Source organism: Nonomuraea sp. ATR24 (assembly GCF_041950485.1).
In the GTDB taxonomy this organism is placed as follows: Bacteria; Actinomycetota; Actinomycetes; order Streptosporangiales; family Streptosporangiaceae; genus Nonomuraea; species Nonomuraea ceibae.
In genome coordinates this window covers 116,664-134,551 of sequence record NZ_JBGNUU010000020.1, presented here as the reverse complement: position 1 = coordinate 134,551, position 17,888 = coordinate 116,664, and the positions used below count along the sequence as shown (strand labels likewise).

The 17,888-nt window shown below is 72.6% G+C and carries 16 protein-coding genes; 12 read left to right on the top strand and 4 right to left on the bottom strand.

Translation table 11 applies throughout. The features are described from left to right. The first annotated feature begins 116 nt into the window (after nt 1–116). Entirely contained in the window at nt 117–722 is a 606-nt protein-coding gene (locus tag ACBI99_RS36145) for a response regulator transcription factor (protein ID WP_219515962.1), read from the top strand. Nucleotides 723–856: 134 nt separating this feature from the next. Here the strand turns inward: ACBI99_RS36145 and ACBI99_RS36140 are convergent, their stop codons facing one another. Then, nucleotides 857–1,969 (bottom strand): PP2C family protein-serine/threonine phosphatase, encoded by a 1,113-nt coding sequence (locus tag ACBI99_RS36140; protein ID WP_219515955.1) that lies wholly within the window; start codon nt 1,967–1,969, stop codon nt 857–859. Nucleotides 1,970–2,087: 118 nt separating this feature from the next. Between ACBI99_RS36140 and ACBI99_RS36135 the strand changes: the two genes are divergently transcribed. Beyond that, a complete protein-coding gene (locus ACBI99_RS36135; RefSeq protein WP_375074512.1) occupies nt 2,088–3,317 on the top strand; it encodes a GNAT family N-acetyltransferase in 1,230 nt (409 codons plus the stop codon). A gap of 15 nt (nt 3,318–3,332) precedes the next feature. Then, nucleotides 3,333–3,479, top strand: a complete 147-nt coding sequence (locus ACBI99_RS36130) for a hypothetical protein (protein WP_219515938.1) — start codon at nt 3,333–3,335, stop codon at nt 3,477–3,479. A 12-nt stretch (nt 3,480–3,491) separates the two neighbouring features. Here ACBI99_RS36130 and ACBI99_RS36125 read toward each other — a convergent pair whose 3' ends face one another. After that, nucleotides 3,492–3,965: a ribose-5-phosphate isomerase gene (locus tag ACBI99_RS36125; protein ID WP_219515936.1), complete on the bottom strand. Its 474-nt coding sequence runs from the start codon at nt 3,963–3,965 to the stop codon at nt 3,492–3,494. Nucleotides 3,966–4,067: 102 nt separating this feature from the next. Here ACBI99_RS36125 and def point away from each other — a divergent pair, with 102 nt between their 5' ends. After that, nucleotides 4,068–4,553: a peptide deformylase gene (def, locus tag ACBI99_RS36120; protein ID WP_375074511.1), complete on the top strand. Its 486-nt coding sequence runs from the start codon at nt 4,068–4,070 to the stop codon at nt 4,551–4,553. A gap of 9 nt (nt 4,554–4,562) precedes the next feature. Next, entirely contained in the window at nt 4,563–5,288 is a 726-nt protein-coding gene (locus ACBI99_RS36115) for an SDR family oxidoreductase (protein WP_375074510.1), read from the top strand. A gap of 2 nt (nt 5,289–5,290) precedes the next feature. On the opposite strand, the gene ACBI99_RS36110 is transcribed toward ACBI99_RS36115, so the two are convergent. After that, nucleotides 5,291–6,694, bottom strand: a complete 1,404-nt coding sequence (locus tag ACBI99_RS36110; protein ID WP_375074509.1) for an aldehyde dehydrogenase family protein — start codon at nt 6,692–6,694, stop codon at nt 5,291–5,293. Nucleotides 6,695–6,797: 103 nt separating this feature from the next. Beyond that, nucleotides 6,798–7,418, bottom strand: a complete 621-nt coding sequence (locus tag ACBI99_RS36105) for a DsbA family protein (protein WP_219520008.1) — start codon at nt 7,416–7,418, stop codon at nt 6,798–6,800. Nucleotides 7,419–7,508: 90 nt separating this feature from the next. Between ACBI99_RS36105 and pepN the strand changes: the two genes are divergently transcribed. The 7 genes from pepN to ACBI99_RS36070 all read left to right on the top strand — a co-directional run bounded on the left by pepN (nt 7,509) and on the right by ACBI99_RS36070 (nt 17,841). After that, nucleotides 7,509–10,040, top strand: coding sequence for an aminopeptidase N (pepN, locus tag ACBI99_RS36100; RefSeq protein WP_375074508.1), 2,532 nt, complete (start codon nt 7,509–7,511; stop codon nt 10,038–10,040). 123 nt (nt 10,041–10,163) lie between these two features. Then, nucleotides 10,164–11,453, top strand: coding sequence for an ROK family protein (locus ACBI99_RS36095; RefSeq protein ID WP_375074507.1), 1,290 nt, complete (start codon nt 10,164–10,166; stop codon nt 11,451–11,453). A gap of 64 nt (nt 11,454–11,517) precedes the next feature. Then, nucleotides 11,518–12,447: a carbohydrate ABC transporter permease gene (locus tag ACBI99_RS36090; RefSeq protein WP_375074506.1), complete on the top strand. Its 930-nt coding sequence runs from the start codon at nt 11,518–11,520 to the stop codon at nt 12,445–12,447. After that, a complete protein-coding gene (locus ACBI99_RS36085) occupies nt 12,440–13,246 on the top strand; it encodes a carbohydrate ABC transporter permease (protein ID WP_219519792.1) in 807 nt (268 codons plus the stop codon). Before ACBI99_RS36090 ends, ACBI99_RS36085 begins: the two co-directional genes overlap by 8 nt. Before the next feature lie 12 nt (nt 13,247–13,258). Continuing rightward, nucleotides 13,259–14,518: an ABC transporter substrate-binding protein gene (locus ACBI99_RS36080; protein WP_375074505.1), complete on the top strand. Its 1,260-nt coding sequence runs from the start codon at nt 13,259–13,261 to the stop codon at nt 14,516–14,518. Nucleotides 14,519–14,548: 30 nt separating this feature from the next. Next, nucleotides 14,549–15,634: a glycoside hydrolase family 15 protein gene (locus ACBI99_RS36075; protein WP_219519798.1), complete on the top strand. Its 1,086-nt coding sequence runs from the start codon at nt 14,549–14,551 to the stop codon at nt 15,632–15,634. Further along, a complete protein-coding gene (locus ACBI99_RS36070; protein ID WP_375074504.1) occupies nt 15,631–17,841 on the top strand; it encodes a TIM-barrel domain-containing protein in 2,211 nt (736 codons plus the stop codon). Before ACBI99_RS36075 ends, ACBI99_RS36070 begins: the two co-directional genes overlap by 4 nt. Nucleotides 17,842–17,888: the final 47 nt, after the last annotated feature.

Here is a 17,888-nt window from a genome sequence, read left to right as displayed (position 1 = left end):
ATCCCGACCTACCCAAGGGTAGTCGAACTCCGCACACCTGGACGGGGGCTGCGCATGAACCGCCGTTGACAGTCCGCAGTCGGACGATCACCCTGGGACGTGACGGAGGGAGCGATTTGATCCGGATCCTGGTCGCCGAGCATCTGGCGCTGGTGCGGCGTGGTCTGGTGGCCTCGCTGGAGGCCGAGCCGGACCTGCGGGTGGTCGCGGAGGTGGCGAGCGCCGAGGACGTGCTGCCTCGCGCGCTGGAGTGCGAGCCGGATGCGGCGGTGGTCGACGCCGACCTGCCGGGCGTGGGCGGGCTGGGCGCTGCGGAGGCGCTGCGGGAGAAGGCGCCCGGGTGCGCGGTGCTGATCCTGTCGGCCCAGCCGCATCCGGGGCAGGTGCGCGGGGCGCTGGCGGCGCACGCCCGCGGGTTCATGACGCTCGACGTGGCGCCGGAGCAGCTCGCCGAGGGGTTGCGGCGGATCGCGGCGGGCGGCCGGGCGATCGACGCCGAGCTGGCCGTGGCCGCCCTGCAGTCGCCGGTCAATCCGTTGACCAGGCGGGAGATCGACGTGCTGCGGATCGCGGCGGGCGGCGCCCGGTCGGCGGAGATCGCCGACGAGCTCTTCCTGTCGGTGGGAACCGTGCGCAACCACCTGTCGCGGATCATGTGCAAGACCGGCGCGCGCAACCGGGTCGACGCGGTGCGCATCGCCAGCGACTCGGGCTGGCTGTGAGCGGGCTGGTGGTGTGCGGGCGGGCCCCGGAGGAGCCGCGCCGTTCCCCCGGAGCCCGCGACTCTATGACGATCTCAGGATGCCGGGCCGGCGGCCAGTGACCGCGATCACGACCGCACCCGTGTGATTCGTCACTACGGGCGCCAGATGAGCACCAGCGCGCAGTCGTCGTTGTGGCCCGAGGCCATGGCGTTGACCAGAGCCCTGGCGCCGTCGCGGAACCCGGAGGGCAGCAGCCGCTCGGCCTCGCCCAGCAGCCGGTCGAGCCCGGCGTCGATGTCGCGGCCCGGCTGCTCGATGAGCCCGTCGGTGTAGAGCAGCAGCGCGTCGCCCTTGCGCAGGGTGCCGCTGTCGGGCTCGCAGTGCAGGTCGGGCACCACGCCGAGCACCACGCCCTTGGCGGAGGCGACCTGCCAGTTGCCGGTCCCGGCGTCGAACTTGACGACCGGCGGATGCCCGGCCGAGGTGATCGTGTAGTCGCCGGTGGCCAGGTCGAGCCGGACGTGCACGGCGGTGACGAAGCCCTCGTCGCCGCGCTGGCGGTGCAGGTAGGCGTTGCACGCGGGCAGGAAGTCGTCGACGGAGCCGAGCAGCCCGCCGAACGTGCCCGACAGCAGCAGTGCCCTGGTGCCGGCGTCGACGCCCTTGCCGGACACGTCGACGAGCGCGATGTCGACCCGGTCGCCGTCGCGCAGCGACACCAGGAAGTCGCCGCCGAACGAGGAGCCGCCCGCCTGCTTGAGCACCACCTTGCCGCCCCAGTCCTTGGGCAGCGGCGGCAGCTCGCCCTGGCTCCTGAGCCGGTCGCGCAGCTCCAGCAGCATCGCGTCGCCGCGCAGTCCCTGCACGCCGAGCTTGCCCCGGGTGCGGGCCATGAGCACGGCCAGCACCGTGGTGAAGCCGATCGTCACGAGCAGGCCGAGCCCGACGCTGCCCGGGCCGAGCTGCGTGGCCACGTAGCCGAGCGCGACGGCCACGGCGACGAGCAGCTTGACCAGGCTGCGCAGCCGCAGTTGCAGCCCGCCCACGAGGGTGACGAGGATGAGCAGCGACGGCGAGAACCACTCCGTGGACACCTCGGCGGCCAGCAGCCCGATCACCAGCGACACCACGGTCAGCGTGAGGAGCAGGTTGCGGTCGCGGGCCAGCGGGCGCCGCACCAGCCGTACGGCCTGCACCAGCAGCGGCACCCGCACGAGCAGGGCGCGGAGCCGTGGCGGGATCAGCGGCGCCGGACGGGAACTCATGATGCGCCTGACTGTATCGGTCTGGACCATGTTTGGGCAGCCCACTTGACCAGAGCCTTGATCATCGGGACCGGATACCCGGTGGCCGAGGCGCGGCGGCGCCTCGTACGGTGGACGGATGACGTTTCAGATCCGCCCGATAGCCGAGGCCGAGTGGCCGGCGTTCTCCGACGTGCTGGGCGAGGGGTTCGGCTGGACCCCGCATCCCCGCCAGCTGGACCGCTGGAAGAAGCAGACCGAGTTCGACCGCACGCTCGCGGCGTTCGACGGCGACACCATCGTGGGCTGCACGGGGGTGTACAGCCTGCGGATGACGGTTCCCGGCAGGGTGCTCCCGGTCGCGGGGGTGACCGCGGTCAGCGTGCTCCCCTCGCACCGCCGCCGTGGCGTGCTGTCGTCGCTGATGCGCAGGCAGCTCGCCGACGTGCGCGAGCGTGGCGAGTCGGTGGCCGCGCTCTACGCCTCCGAGGCGCCCATCTACGGCCGGTTCGGCTACGGCAGGGCGGCGGAGCTGATGTCGTTCACCATCGACAGGGCCGGCTCGGCGTTCGTGCGCGACGCGCCGCAGGACCCGTCGCTGCGGCTGCGGGTGGTCAGGCCCGCCGAGGCGCGCGGCGACTTCGAGGCGCTGTTCGCCGCCGTGTCGCCCCGGCGTCCGGGGATGTACGAGCGCCGGGCGGAGTTCTGGGACGCGGCGCTGGCCGACGAGGAGTTCGACCAGCAGGGCGCGGGCGCGCTCCGCTCGGTGATCGCCGAGGACGACCAGGGGGTGCGCGGCTACGCGACGTTCCGGATCAGGCCCGGCATGGACTCCAGCGGCGTGCCCGACGGGGAGCTGAAGCTGCACGAGCTGTTCGCCGCCGATCCGGCCGCCTGCGCGCTGCTGTGGCGCAGCGTCCTCGACCGTGACCTGGTCGCGAGGGTGGTCGTCGAGAGCCGGCCGGTGGACGACCCGCTGTTCGCGCTGATGGCCGACTCGCGCCGGCTGCGCGCCCGCTGGACGGATGAGCTGTGGGTGCGCCTGGTCGACGTGGCCGAGGCGCTGGCCTCGCGCTCCTACGCGGCGCCGGTCGACGTGGTGATCGAGGTCGAGGACGACGTGTGCCCGTGGAACGCCCGCCGCTGGCGGCTGACCGCCGACACCTCGGGGGCCGCGTGCAAGCCGGTGGACGACGAGCCGGACCTGGTGCTCAAGGTCGCGTCGCTGGGCTCCGCCTACCTGGGCGACGGCGCGCTGGCCGAGCAGCACGCGGCGGGGCTGCTGGAGGAGCGCACCCCGGGCGCGGTGCGGGCACTGACGACGGCGATGTCGTGGAGCCCGAAGCCGTGGGCGGGGCTGACGTTCTGACGTAGGGTCGGGGGCATGGCCCTGCAGAGCTTGCAGATCACCGCGATCACCGCGATGCGGGCGCGCGACGTGTCGCGCCCGTCGAAGGAGCAGCAGGAGGCCGCCGACCGGCGGCCCCTGCGTGACGAGACGCCCAGACGCGAGGCCCGGCGCCGCTCCTAGCCGCCCTCGGTGCTACTCCTGGGGCAGCGACGGGAGCTGGCCGATGGTCTCGTACGTCTCCAGCTGGGCGATGCGGCGGCTGTGGCGCTCGCTGCCGGAGAACGAGGTGGCCAGGAACGTCTCGACGAAACTGGTGGCCTCGTCGGCCGAGTGCATGCGCGCGCCCACGGCGATCACGTTGGCGTTGTTGTGCTCGCGGGCCAGGCGGGCCGTGTCGTCGCTCCAGGCGAGCGCGGCCCGGATGCCGCGCACCTTGTTGGCGGCGATCTGCTCGCCGTTGCCCGAGCCGCCGATGACCACGCCGAGGCTGCCCGGGTCGCCGGCCACGCCCTCCGCGGCCCGAAGGCAGAACGCCGGGTAGTCGTCCTCGGCGTCGTAGACGAAGGGACCGCAGTCGGTCACCTCGTGCCCGTGGTCCTTCAACCAGGACACGAGATGGTTCTTGAGCTCATAGCCGGCATGGTCGGCACCGATGTAGACACGCACGCCACCAGTCTTCCACAGCCCGGCCGACGCGGCTCCTGGCCCGCGCCCGCTCGCTAGAGTAAGGGTCAGCACCGCCCAGTAGTCCTTACGAGAGGAGCCGCCATGCGCGAGATCCGTTCGATCGGCGACCCGGTCCTGCGCACGCCCGCCGAGCCCGTCGAGGCGTTCGACCGCGAGCTGCGCAAGCTGATCGACGACATGTTCCAGGCCATGTACGCGGTCGACGGGGTGGGCCTGGCCGGTCCGCAGATCGGCGTCTCGCGGCGGCTGTTCGTCTATGACATCAGCGGGCGCAAGGGTCATCTCATCAACCCGGTGCTGACCGTGGACGACCCGGCGGAGGTCCTCGACGAGGAGGGCTGCCTGTCGGTGCCCGACCGGCGGACCGGCAGCCCGATCTACGCGCCGGTGGCCAGGGCGTCCGGGGTGACGGTCGAGGGGGTCGACCGGCTGGAGCGGCCGGTGCGGATCACCGCCAGGGGCTCGCTGGCGCGCTGCTTCCAGCACGAGACCGACCACCTCGGCGGCAAGCTGTACGTCGACCGGCTGCCGAAGAACGAGGCTCGCAAGATCATGCAAAAGGCGTAAGTTGGCCGTATGACTGTGCTTTCCGGCAAGGGCGCACTGGTGACGGGCGGCTCACGCGGCATCGGCAGAGCGGTCGTGGAGCGGCTGACGTCCGACGGGGCGAGCGTGGTGTTCAGCTATCGCCATGACAGGGAGGCGGCCGAGCGGGTCGCCAAGGAGACGGGCGCGCACGCGGTCCAGGCCGACCAGGCGGACAGGGACGACCTGCGGCGGCTGTTCGCCGAGGCGGAGGCCCGGCTGCCGGGCCTGGACATCCTGGTCAACAACGCGGCGGAGACCGGCCAGGCGCTGATCTCCGAGGTGACGGACGAGGTCTACGAGCGGGTGTTCGCGGTCAACGCCCGCGCGACGTTCCTGGCCATCCAGTGGGCGGGCCGGGTGATGCGCGACGGCGGGCGCATCGTCAACGTCTCGACGCTCAACACCGAGCTGGCCGCCCCCGGCGTGGCCGTCTACGCCGCCAGCAAGGCCGCGGTCGAGCAGTTCGCCAAGGTGGCGGCGCGCGAGCTCGGCGGGCGCGGCATCACCGCCAACACGGTGCTGCCCGGCGCGACCGACACCGACATGCTGCGCTCGTCCAACCCGCCGGAGGCCCTGGTCCAGACGGTCGCGCTGACCTCGCTGGGCCGGCTCGGCCGGCCCGAGGACGTGGCGTCGGTGATCGCGTTCCTGGCCGGGCCGGACGGCGGCTGGGTGACCGGGCAGAGCATCCGCGCCACCGGCGGGCTCTACTAGCCCTACAGCTGCATCGACTTGACCTCGAAGAACTCCTCCAAGCCGTGCTCGCCGAGCTCGCGGCCGATCCCGGAGCGCTTGTAGCCGCCGAAGGGGGCCATCGGGTTGAACCGGCCCCCGTTGACGGCCACCTGCCCGGTGCGCAGCCTGCGCGCCACGGCGACCGCGCGCTCCTCGGTGCCCGCCCACACCGCGCCGGCGAGCCCGTACGGGGTGCCGTTGGCGATCTCGACGGCCTGGTCCTCGGCGGTGTAGGGGATGATCGTCAGAACCGGGCCGAAGATCTCCTCCTGCTCGATCGTCATGCCGGGCTCGACTGCGGCGAAGACGGTCGGCTCGACGTAGAAGCCGCGGGGCAGCGGGCGCTCGGTGCCGCCGGCCACCAGCCGGGCGCCCTCCTCGTGGCCCCGGTTGATGTAGCGGACGACGCGGTCGCGCTGGGCGGCGGAGACGAGCGGGCCGATCCTGGTGGCCTCGTCGAACGGGTCGCCGACGGTGTACTTGGCGGTGGCCTCGACGGCCAGGCGGACGGCCTGGTCGTACTGGTCACGGTGGACGATCATGCGTGACCAGGCGGAGCAGGTCTGGCCGGCGTTGACGAAGCAGTTGGCGACGCCCGCCTTGACGGCGGCGGTGAGGTCGGCGTCGGGCAGGATGAGGTTGGCGGACTTGCCGCCGAGCTCCAGCGCGACGCGCTTGACGCCGTCGGCGGCCAGCGTGGCGACCCGGCGGCCGGCCGCCGTGGAGCCGGTGAAGGAGACCAGGTCGACGGCCGGGTGGGCGGCCAGGGCCTCGCCGACGACCGGGCCGCGCCCGCTGACCAGGTTGAACACGCCGGGCGGCAGGCCGACCTCGTGCAGGATGTCGGCCAGCGCGTAGGCGGCCAGCGGGGCGACCTCGCTGGGCTTGAGCACGACCGTGCAGCCGGCCGCGAGCGCCGGGGCGACCTTGGCGACGATCTGGTGCAGCGGGTAGTTCCACGGCGTGATGGCGGCGACGACGCCGACCGGCTCCTTGACGACGAGCGAGTTGCCGACGCGGGTCTCGCGCGGGTGGGTCTCGGCGAGCTGGGCGTAGGAGGCGAGGACGCCGGCGGGCATGAGCGTCTGCACCTTGAGCGCGAAGCCGAGCGGCGAGCCCATGTCGGCGGCGATGGTCCTGGCGATGTCGTCGGCGCGCTGCACGAGCAGCTCGGCCGCGGCGGCCAGCGGTTTGGCCCGGTCGGCGGGCGGCAGCGACGACCAGGCGGGGAAGGCCCGCGCGGCCGCGCGCACGGCGGCGTCGACGTCTCCGGACGCGCCCGCGGGCACCCGGTCGATGATCTCCTCGGTGGCCGGGTTGACGACCTCGACGGCTTCTCCCGAGACGGAGGCGGTCCAGGCACCGCCGATGTAAAGCTGACGCATGACGCCATCCTGGCGTGCTCCGCGTCACAATGCGAGGCGGGCACTCATCCGGGGATGAGCACTGCCACCCCCGGACGCAGCTTCTTCTACCGGCGCGGGGTGTTCAGTCGAAGCGCGGCGAGCCGTCGCGGGTGCGCTTGAGCTCGAAGAAGTTCTCGAAGCCGGTCACGAGCAGGACTCCGTCCCAGAGCCGGCCGGCGTCCTCGCCCCTGGGGATGGAGTTGATCACCGGGCCGAAGAACGCGTTGCTGCCGACGCGGATGACGGGCGTGCCGACGTCCTGGCCGACCAGGCCGATGCCCTCGTTGTGCGAGCGCCGTACGGCCTCGTCGTGGGCGTCGGAGTCCATCGCGGCGGCGAGCTCGCGGTCGAGGCCGGCGCCGGCGAGGGCGTCCTCGACGGTGGCGCGCAGGTCGTCGAGCCGGTCGATGGCGCGCTGGTTGTGCAGGCGGGTGCCGAGCTCGGTGTAGAGGGGGCCGACGACGTGGTCGCCGTACTTGGCGGCCGCCGCGGCGACGACGCGCACCGGGCCGATGGCCTTGGCGATCTGCTCCCGATAGGCCTCCGGGACGTCCTTGTCCTCGTTGAGCACGTTGAGGCTCATGATGTGCCAGCGCGCCTCGACGGGACGGACCTTCTCGACCTCTACCAGCCACCGCGACGTCGCCCAGGCGAACGGGCAGAAAGGATCGAACCAGAGATCCACAGGAGTCTTCTCAGTCATGTGTGGTCATAACCTGGGGAGGTCGGCGTCCTATTCCTGGCGTGGCAGGATACCGACAAACCCCAACGAAGTGGTGAAAAGGAGCGCAACTTGGCAGGCAACCTCACCCGGGACGAAGCGCGCGAGCGGGCCCGGCTGTTGAAGGTCGAGTCGTACGAGGTCGCACTCGACCTCACGACGGGGGACGAGCGCTTCGACAGCGTGACGACGGTCCGTTTCGGCAGCACCAGCCCCGGCGCTTCCACCTTCGTCGACCTGCACGGCGCGCGCGTGCGCAAGGTCACGCTGAACGGCGAGGAGCTCGACCCCGGCAGCTACGACGCCGACCAGGGCCGCTTCCCGCTGCCCTCGCTCGCCGCCGCCAACGAGCTGCGCGTCGAGGCCGAGTGCGCCTACATGCGCACCGGCGAGGGCCTGCACCGCTTCGTCGACCCCGTCGACCAGAACGTCTACCTGCACAGCCAGTTCGAGACGGCCGACGCGCACCGCATGTACGCCTGCTTCGACCAGCCCGACCTCAAGGCCACCTTCCAGCTCGCCGTGCGCGCTCCCGAGAGCTGGGAGGTCGTCTCCAACGCCGCCGCGGGCAGCGTCGAGCCCGCCGGCGACGGGGCCAAGCAGTGGACGTTCCCCGCCACGCCGGTCATGTCCACCTACATCACGGCGCTCGTCGCGGGCCCGTACCACAAGGTGACCTCCGAGCACGACGGCATCCCGCTGGGCGTCTACTGCCGCGCCTCGCTGGCCGAGCACCTCGACGCCGACAACATCCTGGAGGTCACCCGGCAGGGGTTCGACTTCTTCCACAAGGTGTTCGGCGTGCGCTACCCGTTCGGCAAGTACGACCAGCTCTTCGTGCCGGAGTTCAACGCCGGAGCCATGGAGAACGCCGGCTGCGTGACGTTCCTGGAGGACTACGTCTTCCGCTCCCGCGTCACCGACGCCGTCGTCGAGCGGCGCGCCGAGACCATCCTGCACGAGATGGCCCACATGTGGTTCGGCGACCTGGTCACCATGCGCTGGTGGGACGACCTGTGGCTGAACGAGTCGTTCGCCACCTACATGTCCGTGCTCGCGCAGGCCGAGGCCACCCGGTGGGGCGGCGGCGCGTGGACCACGTTCGCCAACGTGGAGAAGGCCTGGGCCTACCGCCAGGACCAGCTTCCCTCCACCCACCCGATCGCCGCCGACATCCCCGACATGCAGGCCGTCGAGGTCAACTTCGACGGCATCACCTACGCCAAGGGCGCCTCGGTGCTCAAGCAGCTCGTCGCCTACGTCGGGCTGGACAACTTCCTGGCCGGGGTGCGCGACTACTTCGCCGAGCACGCCTGGGGCAACACCGAGCTGAAGGACCTGCTCGGCGCGCTGGAGCGGACCTCCGGGCGTGACCTGCCGTCGTGGTCGAAGGAGTGGCTGGAGACCTCCTGGGTCAACACGCTGCGCCCGTCGTTCGAGGTCGCCGACGGCCGCTTCACCTCCTTCGAGGTGCTGCAGGAGGCCCCGGCCGACTACCCGACGCTGCGCTCGCACCGCGTCGCGATCGGCCTGTACGCGCTGCGCGACGGCGCGCTCACCCGCACCAAGCGGGTCGAGCTGGACGTCGTCGGCGCCCGCACCACCGTGGCCGAGCTGATCGGCGAGGAGCAGCCCGACCTGGTCCTCGTCAACGACGACGACCTCACCTACGCCAAGATCCGGCTCGACGAGCGGTCGCTGCGCACGCTCGTCGACGGCGGCATCGCGGCGTTCACCGAGTCGCTGCCGCGCGCGCTGTGCTGGTCGGCGGCCTGGGACATGACCCGCGACGGCGAGATGTCCACCCGCGACTACGTCAAGCTGGTCATCTCGGGCATCGCCACCGTCAAGGACCTCACGGTCCTCCAGGCGGTGCTGCGGCAGGCCCGGCAGGCCGTCCAGCAGTACGCCGAGCCCGCCTGGCGCGGCGAGGGCCTGGCCCTGCTGGCCGACGCGCTGCGCTCGCTCATCGGCTCCGCCGAGCCCGGCTCCGACCACCAGCTCGCCTACCTCCAGGCGTTCGCGCCGGTGGCCACCTCCGAGGCCGACCTGGCCATGCTGGCGGCCATCCTCGACGGCTCCGAGGTGCCCGACGGGCTGACCGTCGACGCCGACCTGCGCTGGACCCTGGTCAACGCGCTCGTCGTGGGCGGCAAGCTCGGCGAGGCCGACATCGAGGCCGAGCTCAAGCGCGACCCGACGGCCACCGGCGAGCGGTCGGCGGCGCAGTGCCGGGCCGCCGTGCCCACCGCCGAGGCCAAGGCCGCCGCCTGGGAGCGGATCATCGGCGGCAAGCTGGCCAACCACATCGCCCGTACGACGATCGGCGGCTTCCAGGACCCGCACCACCCCGAGCTGCTGGAGCCGTACCGGGAGAAGTACTTCGCCGAAGTGGGGCGGATCTACCGGGAGTGGACGTTCGACCAGGCGTCGACGTTCGCGGTCGGCTGCTTCCCGACGCTGATCATCGAGGAGGCGACCGTCCAGGCCGCCCGCGACTACCTGGCCGCCGAGCAGCCGCCGCAGGCGCTGCGCCGGCTCATCCTGGAGGGCGCCGACGGCGTCAGCCGCGCGCTGCGCAACCAGGCGCGGGACGCCTCCTAGTCCCCCGCACACAGACCCCGGAAGGCCGTGCGCCTTCCGGGGTTTTCTGTTGTCCCTTGACAGGCGGGCGGCCCCGGGCTCATATTCTTCACCACTAACTTTATGTCTAAAGAAAGTGGTGGCATGGCCGGAAGCGACCGCGGCGACCTCACCAGGACCGCGATCCTCGCCCTGCTCGGCACCGTCGGGCCGCTCAGCCGCAGCGAGATCGCGCGGGAGCTGGACGTCAGCCCCGCGACCGTCACGCAGCTGACCCGCGAGCTGATGGGACACGGCATGGTCGAGGAGCTCGACCTCAAGCCGTCCCGGGGCGGGCGGCCCGCCCAGCGGCTCGGCCTCGTCGGCGGCGCCGGGCGCGCCCTCGGCGTCAAGGTCACCGCCGACCACCTCGTCCTCGTCGACGTGCGGCTGGACGGCGAGGTGCTCGGGTCCTGGGTGCGGCCCTTCGATCCCGCGGCCGCCGACGCGCCCGGCGACCTCGCCGACGCCGTCTCCTCCGTCCTCACCGCCATCACCGGGGGGCCGCCGCTGCTCGGCGTCGGCGTCGGCGTGCCAGGCTCCGTCGACGACCAGGGCGTCGGCACCGTCAACGCGCCCACACTGGGGTGGCAGGCCATGCCCGTCGGCGAACGGCTGCGGCGGCGGCTCGACCTGCCCGTGCTCGTCGAGAACGACGTCAACGCGCTCGCGGCGGCCGAACGGCTGTACGGCAGGGGGCGGACGCACCGGGACTTCCTCGTGCTGACCATCGGGCGCGGCGTCGGCGCGGCCATCGTCGCCGACGGGCGCGTGTACCGGGGGGCGCGCGGTGGCGCCGGCGAGTTCGGCCACCTGTGCGTGGACCCCGCCGGGCCGCCGTGCGGGTGCGGCGCCCGGGGCTGCCTGGAGGCCTTCGTCGGCTCCACCGGCCTCCTCGCCGCCGCCCGGGCCAAGACCACCACCCCCTCGGAGGGCGCACCCCACGGTGAGGGCGCCCCCTTCGCGGAAAGCGGGCCTTTCAAGGGAGGCGACCTCCTCGGAGAGGGGGCCGGGGGGGCGTTGGGAGCGGTGGCGGCGTTGGGGCGGGCGGCCGTGCGGGGGGACGCGGTGGCGCGGGAGGTGTTCGCCGAGGCCGGGGAGATCCTGGGGCGGGCCACGGCCGGGCTGGTGAACGTGGTGGACCCGGAGGTCGTGGTGGTGCTCGGCGAGGGCACCGCCGACTGGCCGTTCTGGCAGGTGGGGTTCGATCGGGCGCTTCGGGCGCAGCTCTACCCGGGGCGGCGGGACATCGCGGTCGAGGTGGAGAGCTGGGACGAGACGAGCTGGGCGCAGGGAGCGGCGGCGCTGGTGCTGGCGACGCCGTTCGACGCGGCCGGGGCCGCCGGGGAGCAGGGCCGCCTGGTGCGCGCCCGCCTCATCGGGACCACGCCGTGAGCGCCGTCCGTGACCGCGCGGGCGTTCTCGCGCGCGGCACGCGTACCGGAGAGGGAGCGAGCTGATGACACTCACCGCGGCCCCGCCCGAGGCGGGGGCCACGCACGGGCGGAGGGCGCCGCGACGGCGGTGGCGTCACGCGGGGACCGTCGCGGTGTTCCTGCTGCCGAGCCTGGTGCCGCTGACCCTGTACACGCTGGTCCCGATGGTGGCGTCGCTGTGGACGAGCCTGCACGAGTGGGATCTGATCACGGAGATGCGCTGGGTGGGCCTGGGCAACTACGTGGAGCTGATCGGCGAGCCGGGGACGCGGGCGGCGTTCGGGCACACGCTGTACTTCATCGCCGGTTACCTGCCGCTGGTCTACCTGGGCGGGCTGGGCCTGGCGCTGCTGCTGAACCGGGCGATGGCGGGCCGGAGCCTGCTGCGCGGGATCTACTTCCTGCCGGTCATCACGAGCTGGGTCGTGGTGGCGCTGATGTGGAAGTGGCTGCTGAACCCGGCGAGCGGGATCGTGAACTGGGCGCTGGGGCTGGTCGGGGTGAGCGGGCCGGGCTGGTGGACGGATCCGGCCTGGGCGATGCCGTCGGTGATCCTCGCCTCGGCGTGGAAGGACCTGGGCTTCGTGATGATCATCCTGCTGGCGGGGCTGCAGGCGATCCCGAAGGAGTACCAGGAGGCGGCCATGGTCGACGGGGCGTCGGCGGTGCGCCGGTTCCGGCACATCACGCTGCCGCTGCTGTCGCCGTCGTCGTTCTTCGTCGTGGTGATCTCGCTGATCAACGGGTTCCAGGTGTTCGACCAGGTCAAGATCATGACCGGGGGCGGGCCGGGCGGGGCGACGCAGGTGGTGGTGTCGCAGATCTACGACCTGACGTTCCGTTACGGCCGGGCGGGGGCGGCCTCGGCGCTGTCGTGGCTGCTGTTCGCGCTCGTGCTGCTGGTGACGATCGTGCAGATCCGCGGGCAGAAGCGGTGGGTGACCTATGGGTAGGGCGCTGCGCTACCTCGCGGTGGGGCTGGGCGCGGTGGTGATGCTGTTCCCGTTCGCGTGGGCGCTCATCACCTCGATCACGCCGAGCGACGCGGTGCTGGCGGTGCCGCCGGACTTCACGCCGGAGGGCGCGAGCCTGGACGCCTACGGCAAGCTGCTGGAGACGCTGCCGTTCTGGCGGATCGTGGCCAACAGCGCGTGGATCGGCGCGGCGTCCACGCTGCTGCAGCTCGTGACCAGCGCGATGGCCGCGTACGCGTTCGCCCGGCTGCCGTTCCCGGGGCGGGGGGCGCTGTTCGCGGTCTACCTGGCGACGCTGATGATGCCGCTGCCGGTGCTGGTGGTGCCGCTGTTCATCGAGATGCGGATGTTCAACCTGGTCGACACCTATTTCGCGCTGCTGGCTCCGACGATCGCCTCGGCGTTCGGGGTGTTCCTGCTGCGGCAGGCGATCCGGCAGGTGCCCCGGGAGTTCGACGAGGCGGCCGTGCTCGACGGCGCCGGACATTTCAGGATCTTTCTGTACGTGGTCCTGCCGCTCATCCGCCCGGCCCTGGCCACCTTCGCCATCTTCGGCTTCATGGCCAGTTGGAACAGCTACCTGTGGCCGCTGATCATCATCAAGTCGCCCGAGTTCATGACGCTGCCGCTGGGCCTGGCCACGCTGCACGGCCAGTTCACCACCGAGTGGGACGTGGTCATGGCCGGCTCGGTGATCAGCGTCGTGCCGATCCTCGTTCTCTACGTCTTCGCCCAGAAACACGTCATCGCCAGCGTCGCGCAGAGCGGGCTCAAGTAAAGGAAACCCCCCATGAAGACACGTACCAAGGTGGCCGCCGCGCTCGCGGCCGCGCTGCTCGCCTCCGCCTGCTCCCAGGGTTCGGCCACGAAGGCGCCGAGCGGCGAGGGCGGCAGGACGACGCTGCGCTACTTCACGTTCTCGGCGGCGCCGGACCACGTGAAGGACCTCGACGCGATCGTGGCCGCGTTCGAGAAGCAGAACCCGTCGATCGACGTCGTGGTGGAGACCGCGCCGTTCGACGAGTACTTCACCAAGCTCCAGACCAGCATCGCGGGCGGCACCGCGCCCGACACCTTCGAGCTGAACTACGAGAACTTCGTCACCTACGCCGGCGCCGGTTCGCTGCTCGACCTGGGCGCCGTGGGCGGAGACGGCGACCTGTCGGCGTACGCGGCCGAGTCGCTGAACGCCTTCAAGCGCGACGGCAAGCAGTACGCGCTGCCCGCGTCGTTCTCGACCGTGGTGCTCTTCTACAACAAGGACCTGTTCGAGGAGGCCGGCGTCGACCTGCCCACCGCCGACTGGACGTGGGCGGACGAGCAGGCGGCGGCAGAGAAGCTGACGGACAGGAAGAAGGGCGTCTACGGCGACTTCCAGCCGGTTCAGTTCTTCGAGTTCTACAAGACGCTCAAGCAGGCAGGCGGCGAGTTCCTGTCGGCCGACGGCAAGAAGTCCGCCTTCGACAGCCCGCAGGGCGTCAAGGCGGCCGAGTGGCTGGTGTCGAAGGTCGGCAGGACGATGCCCACCGAGGCGGAGATCGGCGGCACCGCCGACTACGACACGAACCTGTTCAAGTCCGGCAAGCTCGCGATGTGGCACAACGGCATCTGGCAGTTCGCCGGGCTGAAGGACGTGCCGTTCGAGTGGGACGTCGTCGTCGAGCCCGGTGACGCGGGCAAGGCCAGCGCGGTCTTCCACAACGCGGTCGCCGTCTCGTCCACGACCAAGCTGGGCAAGGAGGCGTACGCCTGGGCCCGCTTCCTGTCGTCGTCCGACGTCGCCGCGAGCACCCGCATCGCCTCGTCGTGGGAGCTGCCGCCGGTCGCCGACCAGCAGGTGCTGGCCGGCTACCTCAAGGATCCGAAGCCCGCCAACCGGCAGGCGGTCTTCGACGCGCTGGAGTCGATCGCGCTGCCGCCGGTCATCAAGCGCCAGCAGGAGATGCAGGACGCCGTGACCAAGGAGCTGAGCGAGGCCGCCTCCGGCCGCAAGCCGGTGCCGGACGCGCTCAAGGCGGCCGCCGCCGAGGTCGACGCACTGCTCGGCTAGATCCCCGACCCTTTCAGGAGACCAGTTCCCGTGACCCTCGTGTCGCACAGCCTCGACGTGATCCAGAGGCTCCAGTCGTCCACCGGCGCCTATCCGGCCTCGCCGACCTTCTCCGCCTACCGCGGCTACTCGTGGCTGCGGGACGGCTCGTTCATCGCCGAGGGGGTGAGCAGGCACGGCGACGTGGCCGGGGCCGACGCCTTCCACGCCTGGAGCGCCCGGGTGGTCGGCGACCGCGCCGGGCAGGTGGACGCGCTCGTCGCCCGCGCCGCGCGCGGGGAGCCGGTCGCGCAGGCCGAGATGCTGCCCACCCGGTTCACGCTGGACGGCGTGGACGGCACGGACGAGTGGTGGGACTTCCAGCTCGACGGCTACGGCACCTGGCTGTGGGCGCTGCGCGAGCACACCGCCCGGCACGGGCGCGCCGTTCCGGGCGTGGAGAAGGGGGTACGGGCCACCGCCCGCTACCTGTCGGCCTTCTGGGACCGGCCCTGCTACGACTGGTGGGAGGAGCACGTCGAGCAGCGGCACGTGGCGACGCTCGGCGCGGTCCACGCCGGGCTGCGCGCGGCCCTGGAGCTGGACGTGCTGAGCGCCGCCGAGGCCGAGGCCGCCTCGGCGGCGGTGGCGGGCGTCGCGGCGCTGGTGGCCGCCGAGGGCGTCGCCCCGGGCGGGCACCTGCGCAAGTGGCTGGGCAGCGACGCCGTGGACGGCAGCCTGCTGGCGTGCGTGGAGCCGTTCGGGCTGTACGCGGCCACGCACCCGGTGGGGGCGGCGACCGTGGCGGAGGTGGAGCGGCAGCTCGCCCGCGACGGCGGCGTCTACCGCTACCTGGACGACACCTTCTACGGCGGCGGCCGGTGGGTGCTGCTGGCCGGGTTCCTCGGCTGGAACCACGCGCGGGCCGGGCGGCCCGGCCGGGCGCGGCATCACCTGGACTGGATGGCCGCGCAGGCGACGCCCGCGGGCGACCTGCCCGAGCAGGTGCCCGGCCTGCTGCTCTGGCCGGAACGCCGCCAGGAGTGGCTGGACCGGTGGGGCCCGGTGGCCACGCCGCTGCTGTGGTCGCACGGCATGTACCTGATCCTCGCCGACGAGCTGGGGGTGCGGGCATGATCCGGCATCGTCCCTTCGGGTCCGGGCACCCGTACGCGGTCACCGAGGACCAGCGCGTCCCGGCGCGCCCGCTCGCCGGTGAGGCCGTGGAGCTGCGCGTGCGCGCGTCGCCCGCGGTGGCGTCGGTGGTGTGCGAGTGGGTGACGGACGGCGGGGCTCCGCTGGAGCTCGCGCTCGCGCCGCAGGGCGGCCCCGGCGCGCGGGAGGCGGGCGCCGACGGCGGGCACCTGGCCGCCGCGCAGGCGCGGGCCGCGCGGGCCGCCGCCGGGTCGTGGGCGGTGCGGACGCCGCCGCTGGAGGCCGGGCGGCGCTACGCCTACCGGTTCCGGGCCGCCGACGGGGAGGGGCGGACCCGTGCCTCCCGGTGGTTCGAGGTGACGGCGGCGGTGTGGGGCGCGGCCGGCGGCAAGCTGGACGTGCGCGGCGGCGACCGGGTGGTGCCGGGGAGCGTGCGGTGGCTGGCCGACGGTGACGGGCCGCTGCGCGTCCGGTTCGAGCTGGAGCTGCGCGACGGCGAGCACGTGGTCGGGTTCGGCGAGCGGTTCGACGCGGTGGACCAGCGCGGCCGGGAGCTGGACGCGGTGGTGTTCGAGCAGTACAAGGCGCAGGGCGCGCACGGCAGGACGTACCTGCCGATGCCGTTCGCCCTGGTCGTCGGCGCGCGGGCGACGTGGGGCCTCCACGTGGTCACGAGCCGCCGGACCTGGTACGACGTGGGCGCGAGCGTGCCCGGCCGGCTGCGCGTCGAGGCGGAGCTCGGCCCGGACGGCGAGCTGGCCGTCGAGCTGTACGAGGGCGGGGCACCGGCGGACGTGCTGCGGCGCTTCCTGGACGACGTGGGGCGGCCGGAGGAGCTGCCGTCGTGGGTGTTCCGCCTGTGGGCCAGCGGCAACGAGTGGAACACGCAGGAGCGCGTGATGGCCGAGATGGACCGGCACCGCGAGCACCGCATCCCGGTCGGCGCGCTGGTCATCGAGGCGTGGAGCGACGAGACGACGTTCACCGCGTTCCGCGGGGCCCGCTACGAGGCGTCGGAGGAGCCGCACCGGCTGGCCGACTACGCCTTCCCGGCGGACGGGCCGTGGCCCGACCCGAAGGGCATGGTGGACGAGCTGCACGAACGCGGCGTCAAGGTGCTGCTGTGGCAGATCCCGCTGCAGAAGACGCGCCCGCACCCGCGCCACCAGGCGGCCGTGGACGCCCGGCAGCTCGTCGAGCGCGGCTACGGGGTCAAGGAGGCCGACGGCCGGCCGTACCGGAACCGGGGCTGGTGGTTCCCGCTGGCGCTCATGCCTGACCTGTCGTCGGCGCGGGTGCGCGACTGGTGGACGGCCAAGCGGGCGTACCTGGTGGACGAGGTGGGGATCGACGGGTTCAAGACCGACGGCGGCGAGCACGCCTGGGGTCACGACCTGCGTTACGCCGACGGCCGCCGGGGCGACGACGGCAACGGGCTGTACCCGGTGCACTACGCGCGGGCGTTCGGCGACCTGCTGCGGCGGCACGGCAAGGCGCCGGTGACGTTCAGCCGGGCCGGGTTCGCCGGGTCGCAGGCGCACGGCGCGTTCTGGGCGGGGGACGAGGACTCCACGTGGGAGGCGTTCCGCTCCTCGGTCAGGGCGGGGATCACGGCCTCGGCGTGCGGGATCGTCTACTGGGGCTGGGACCTGGCCGGGTTCTCCGGCCCGGTGCCGGATGCGGAGCTCTATCTGCGGGCGGCCGGGGCGGCGGCGTTCATGCCGATCATGCAGTATCACTCGGAGTTCAACCACCATCGCACGCCGATCCGGGACCGGACGCCGTGGAACGTCGCGGCGCAGACCGGGGACGAGCGGGTGATCCCGGTGTTCAGGCGGCTGGTGGAGGTGCGCGAGCGGCTGGTGCCCTACCTGGCGGAGCAGGCGCGCCGGGCGCTGGACGGGGCGCCGCTGATGCGCGGGCTGTTCTTCGACCATCCGGGCGATCCGGCGGTGTGGCGGCGTCCGTTGCAGTTCAAGCTGGGGGACGCGTTGCTGGTGGCACCGGTGACCGATCCCAACGTTTCGGAAATTTCGGTCTATCTCCCTGAGGGGGACTGGGTGGACGTCTGGACCGGCCGCCCGCTCGGCAGCGGGCGGGAGGTCGTGCTGCCCGCCCCGCTCGACCGCCCGCCGGTGCTGTGCGCGGCGGAGCGCTGGCCAGAGCTGTCGCCCGTGTTCGCCGCTTGAGGGGCGCCACGACCGGCGCGTTCTGAGCGGCGGCGAAAGGGCGTGTG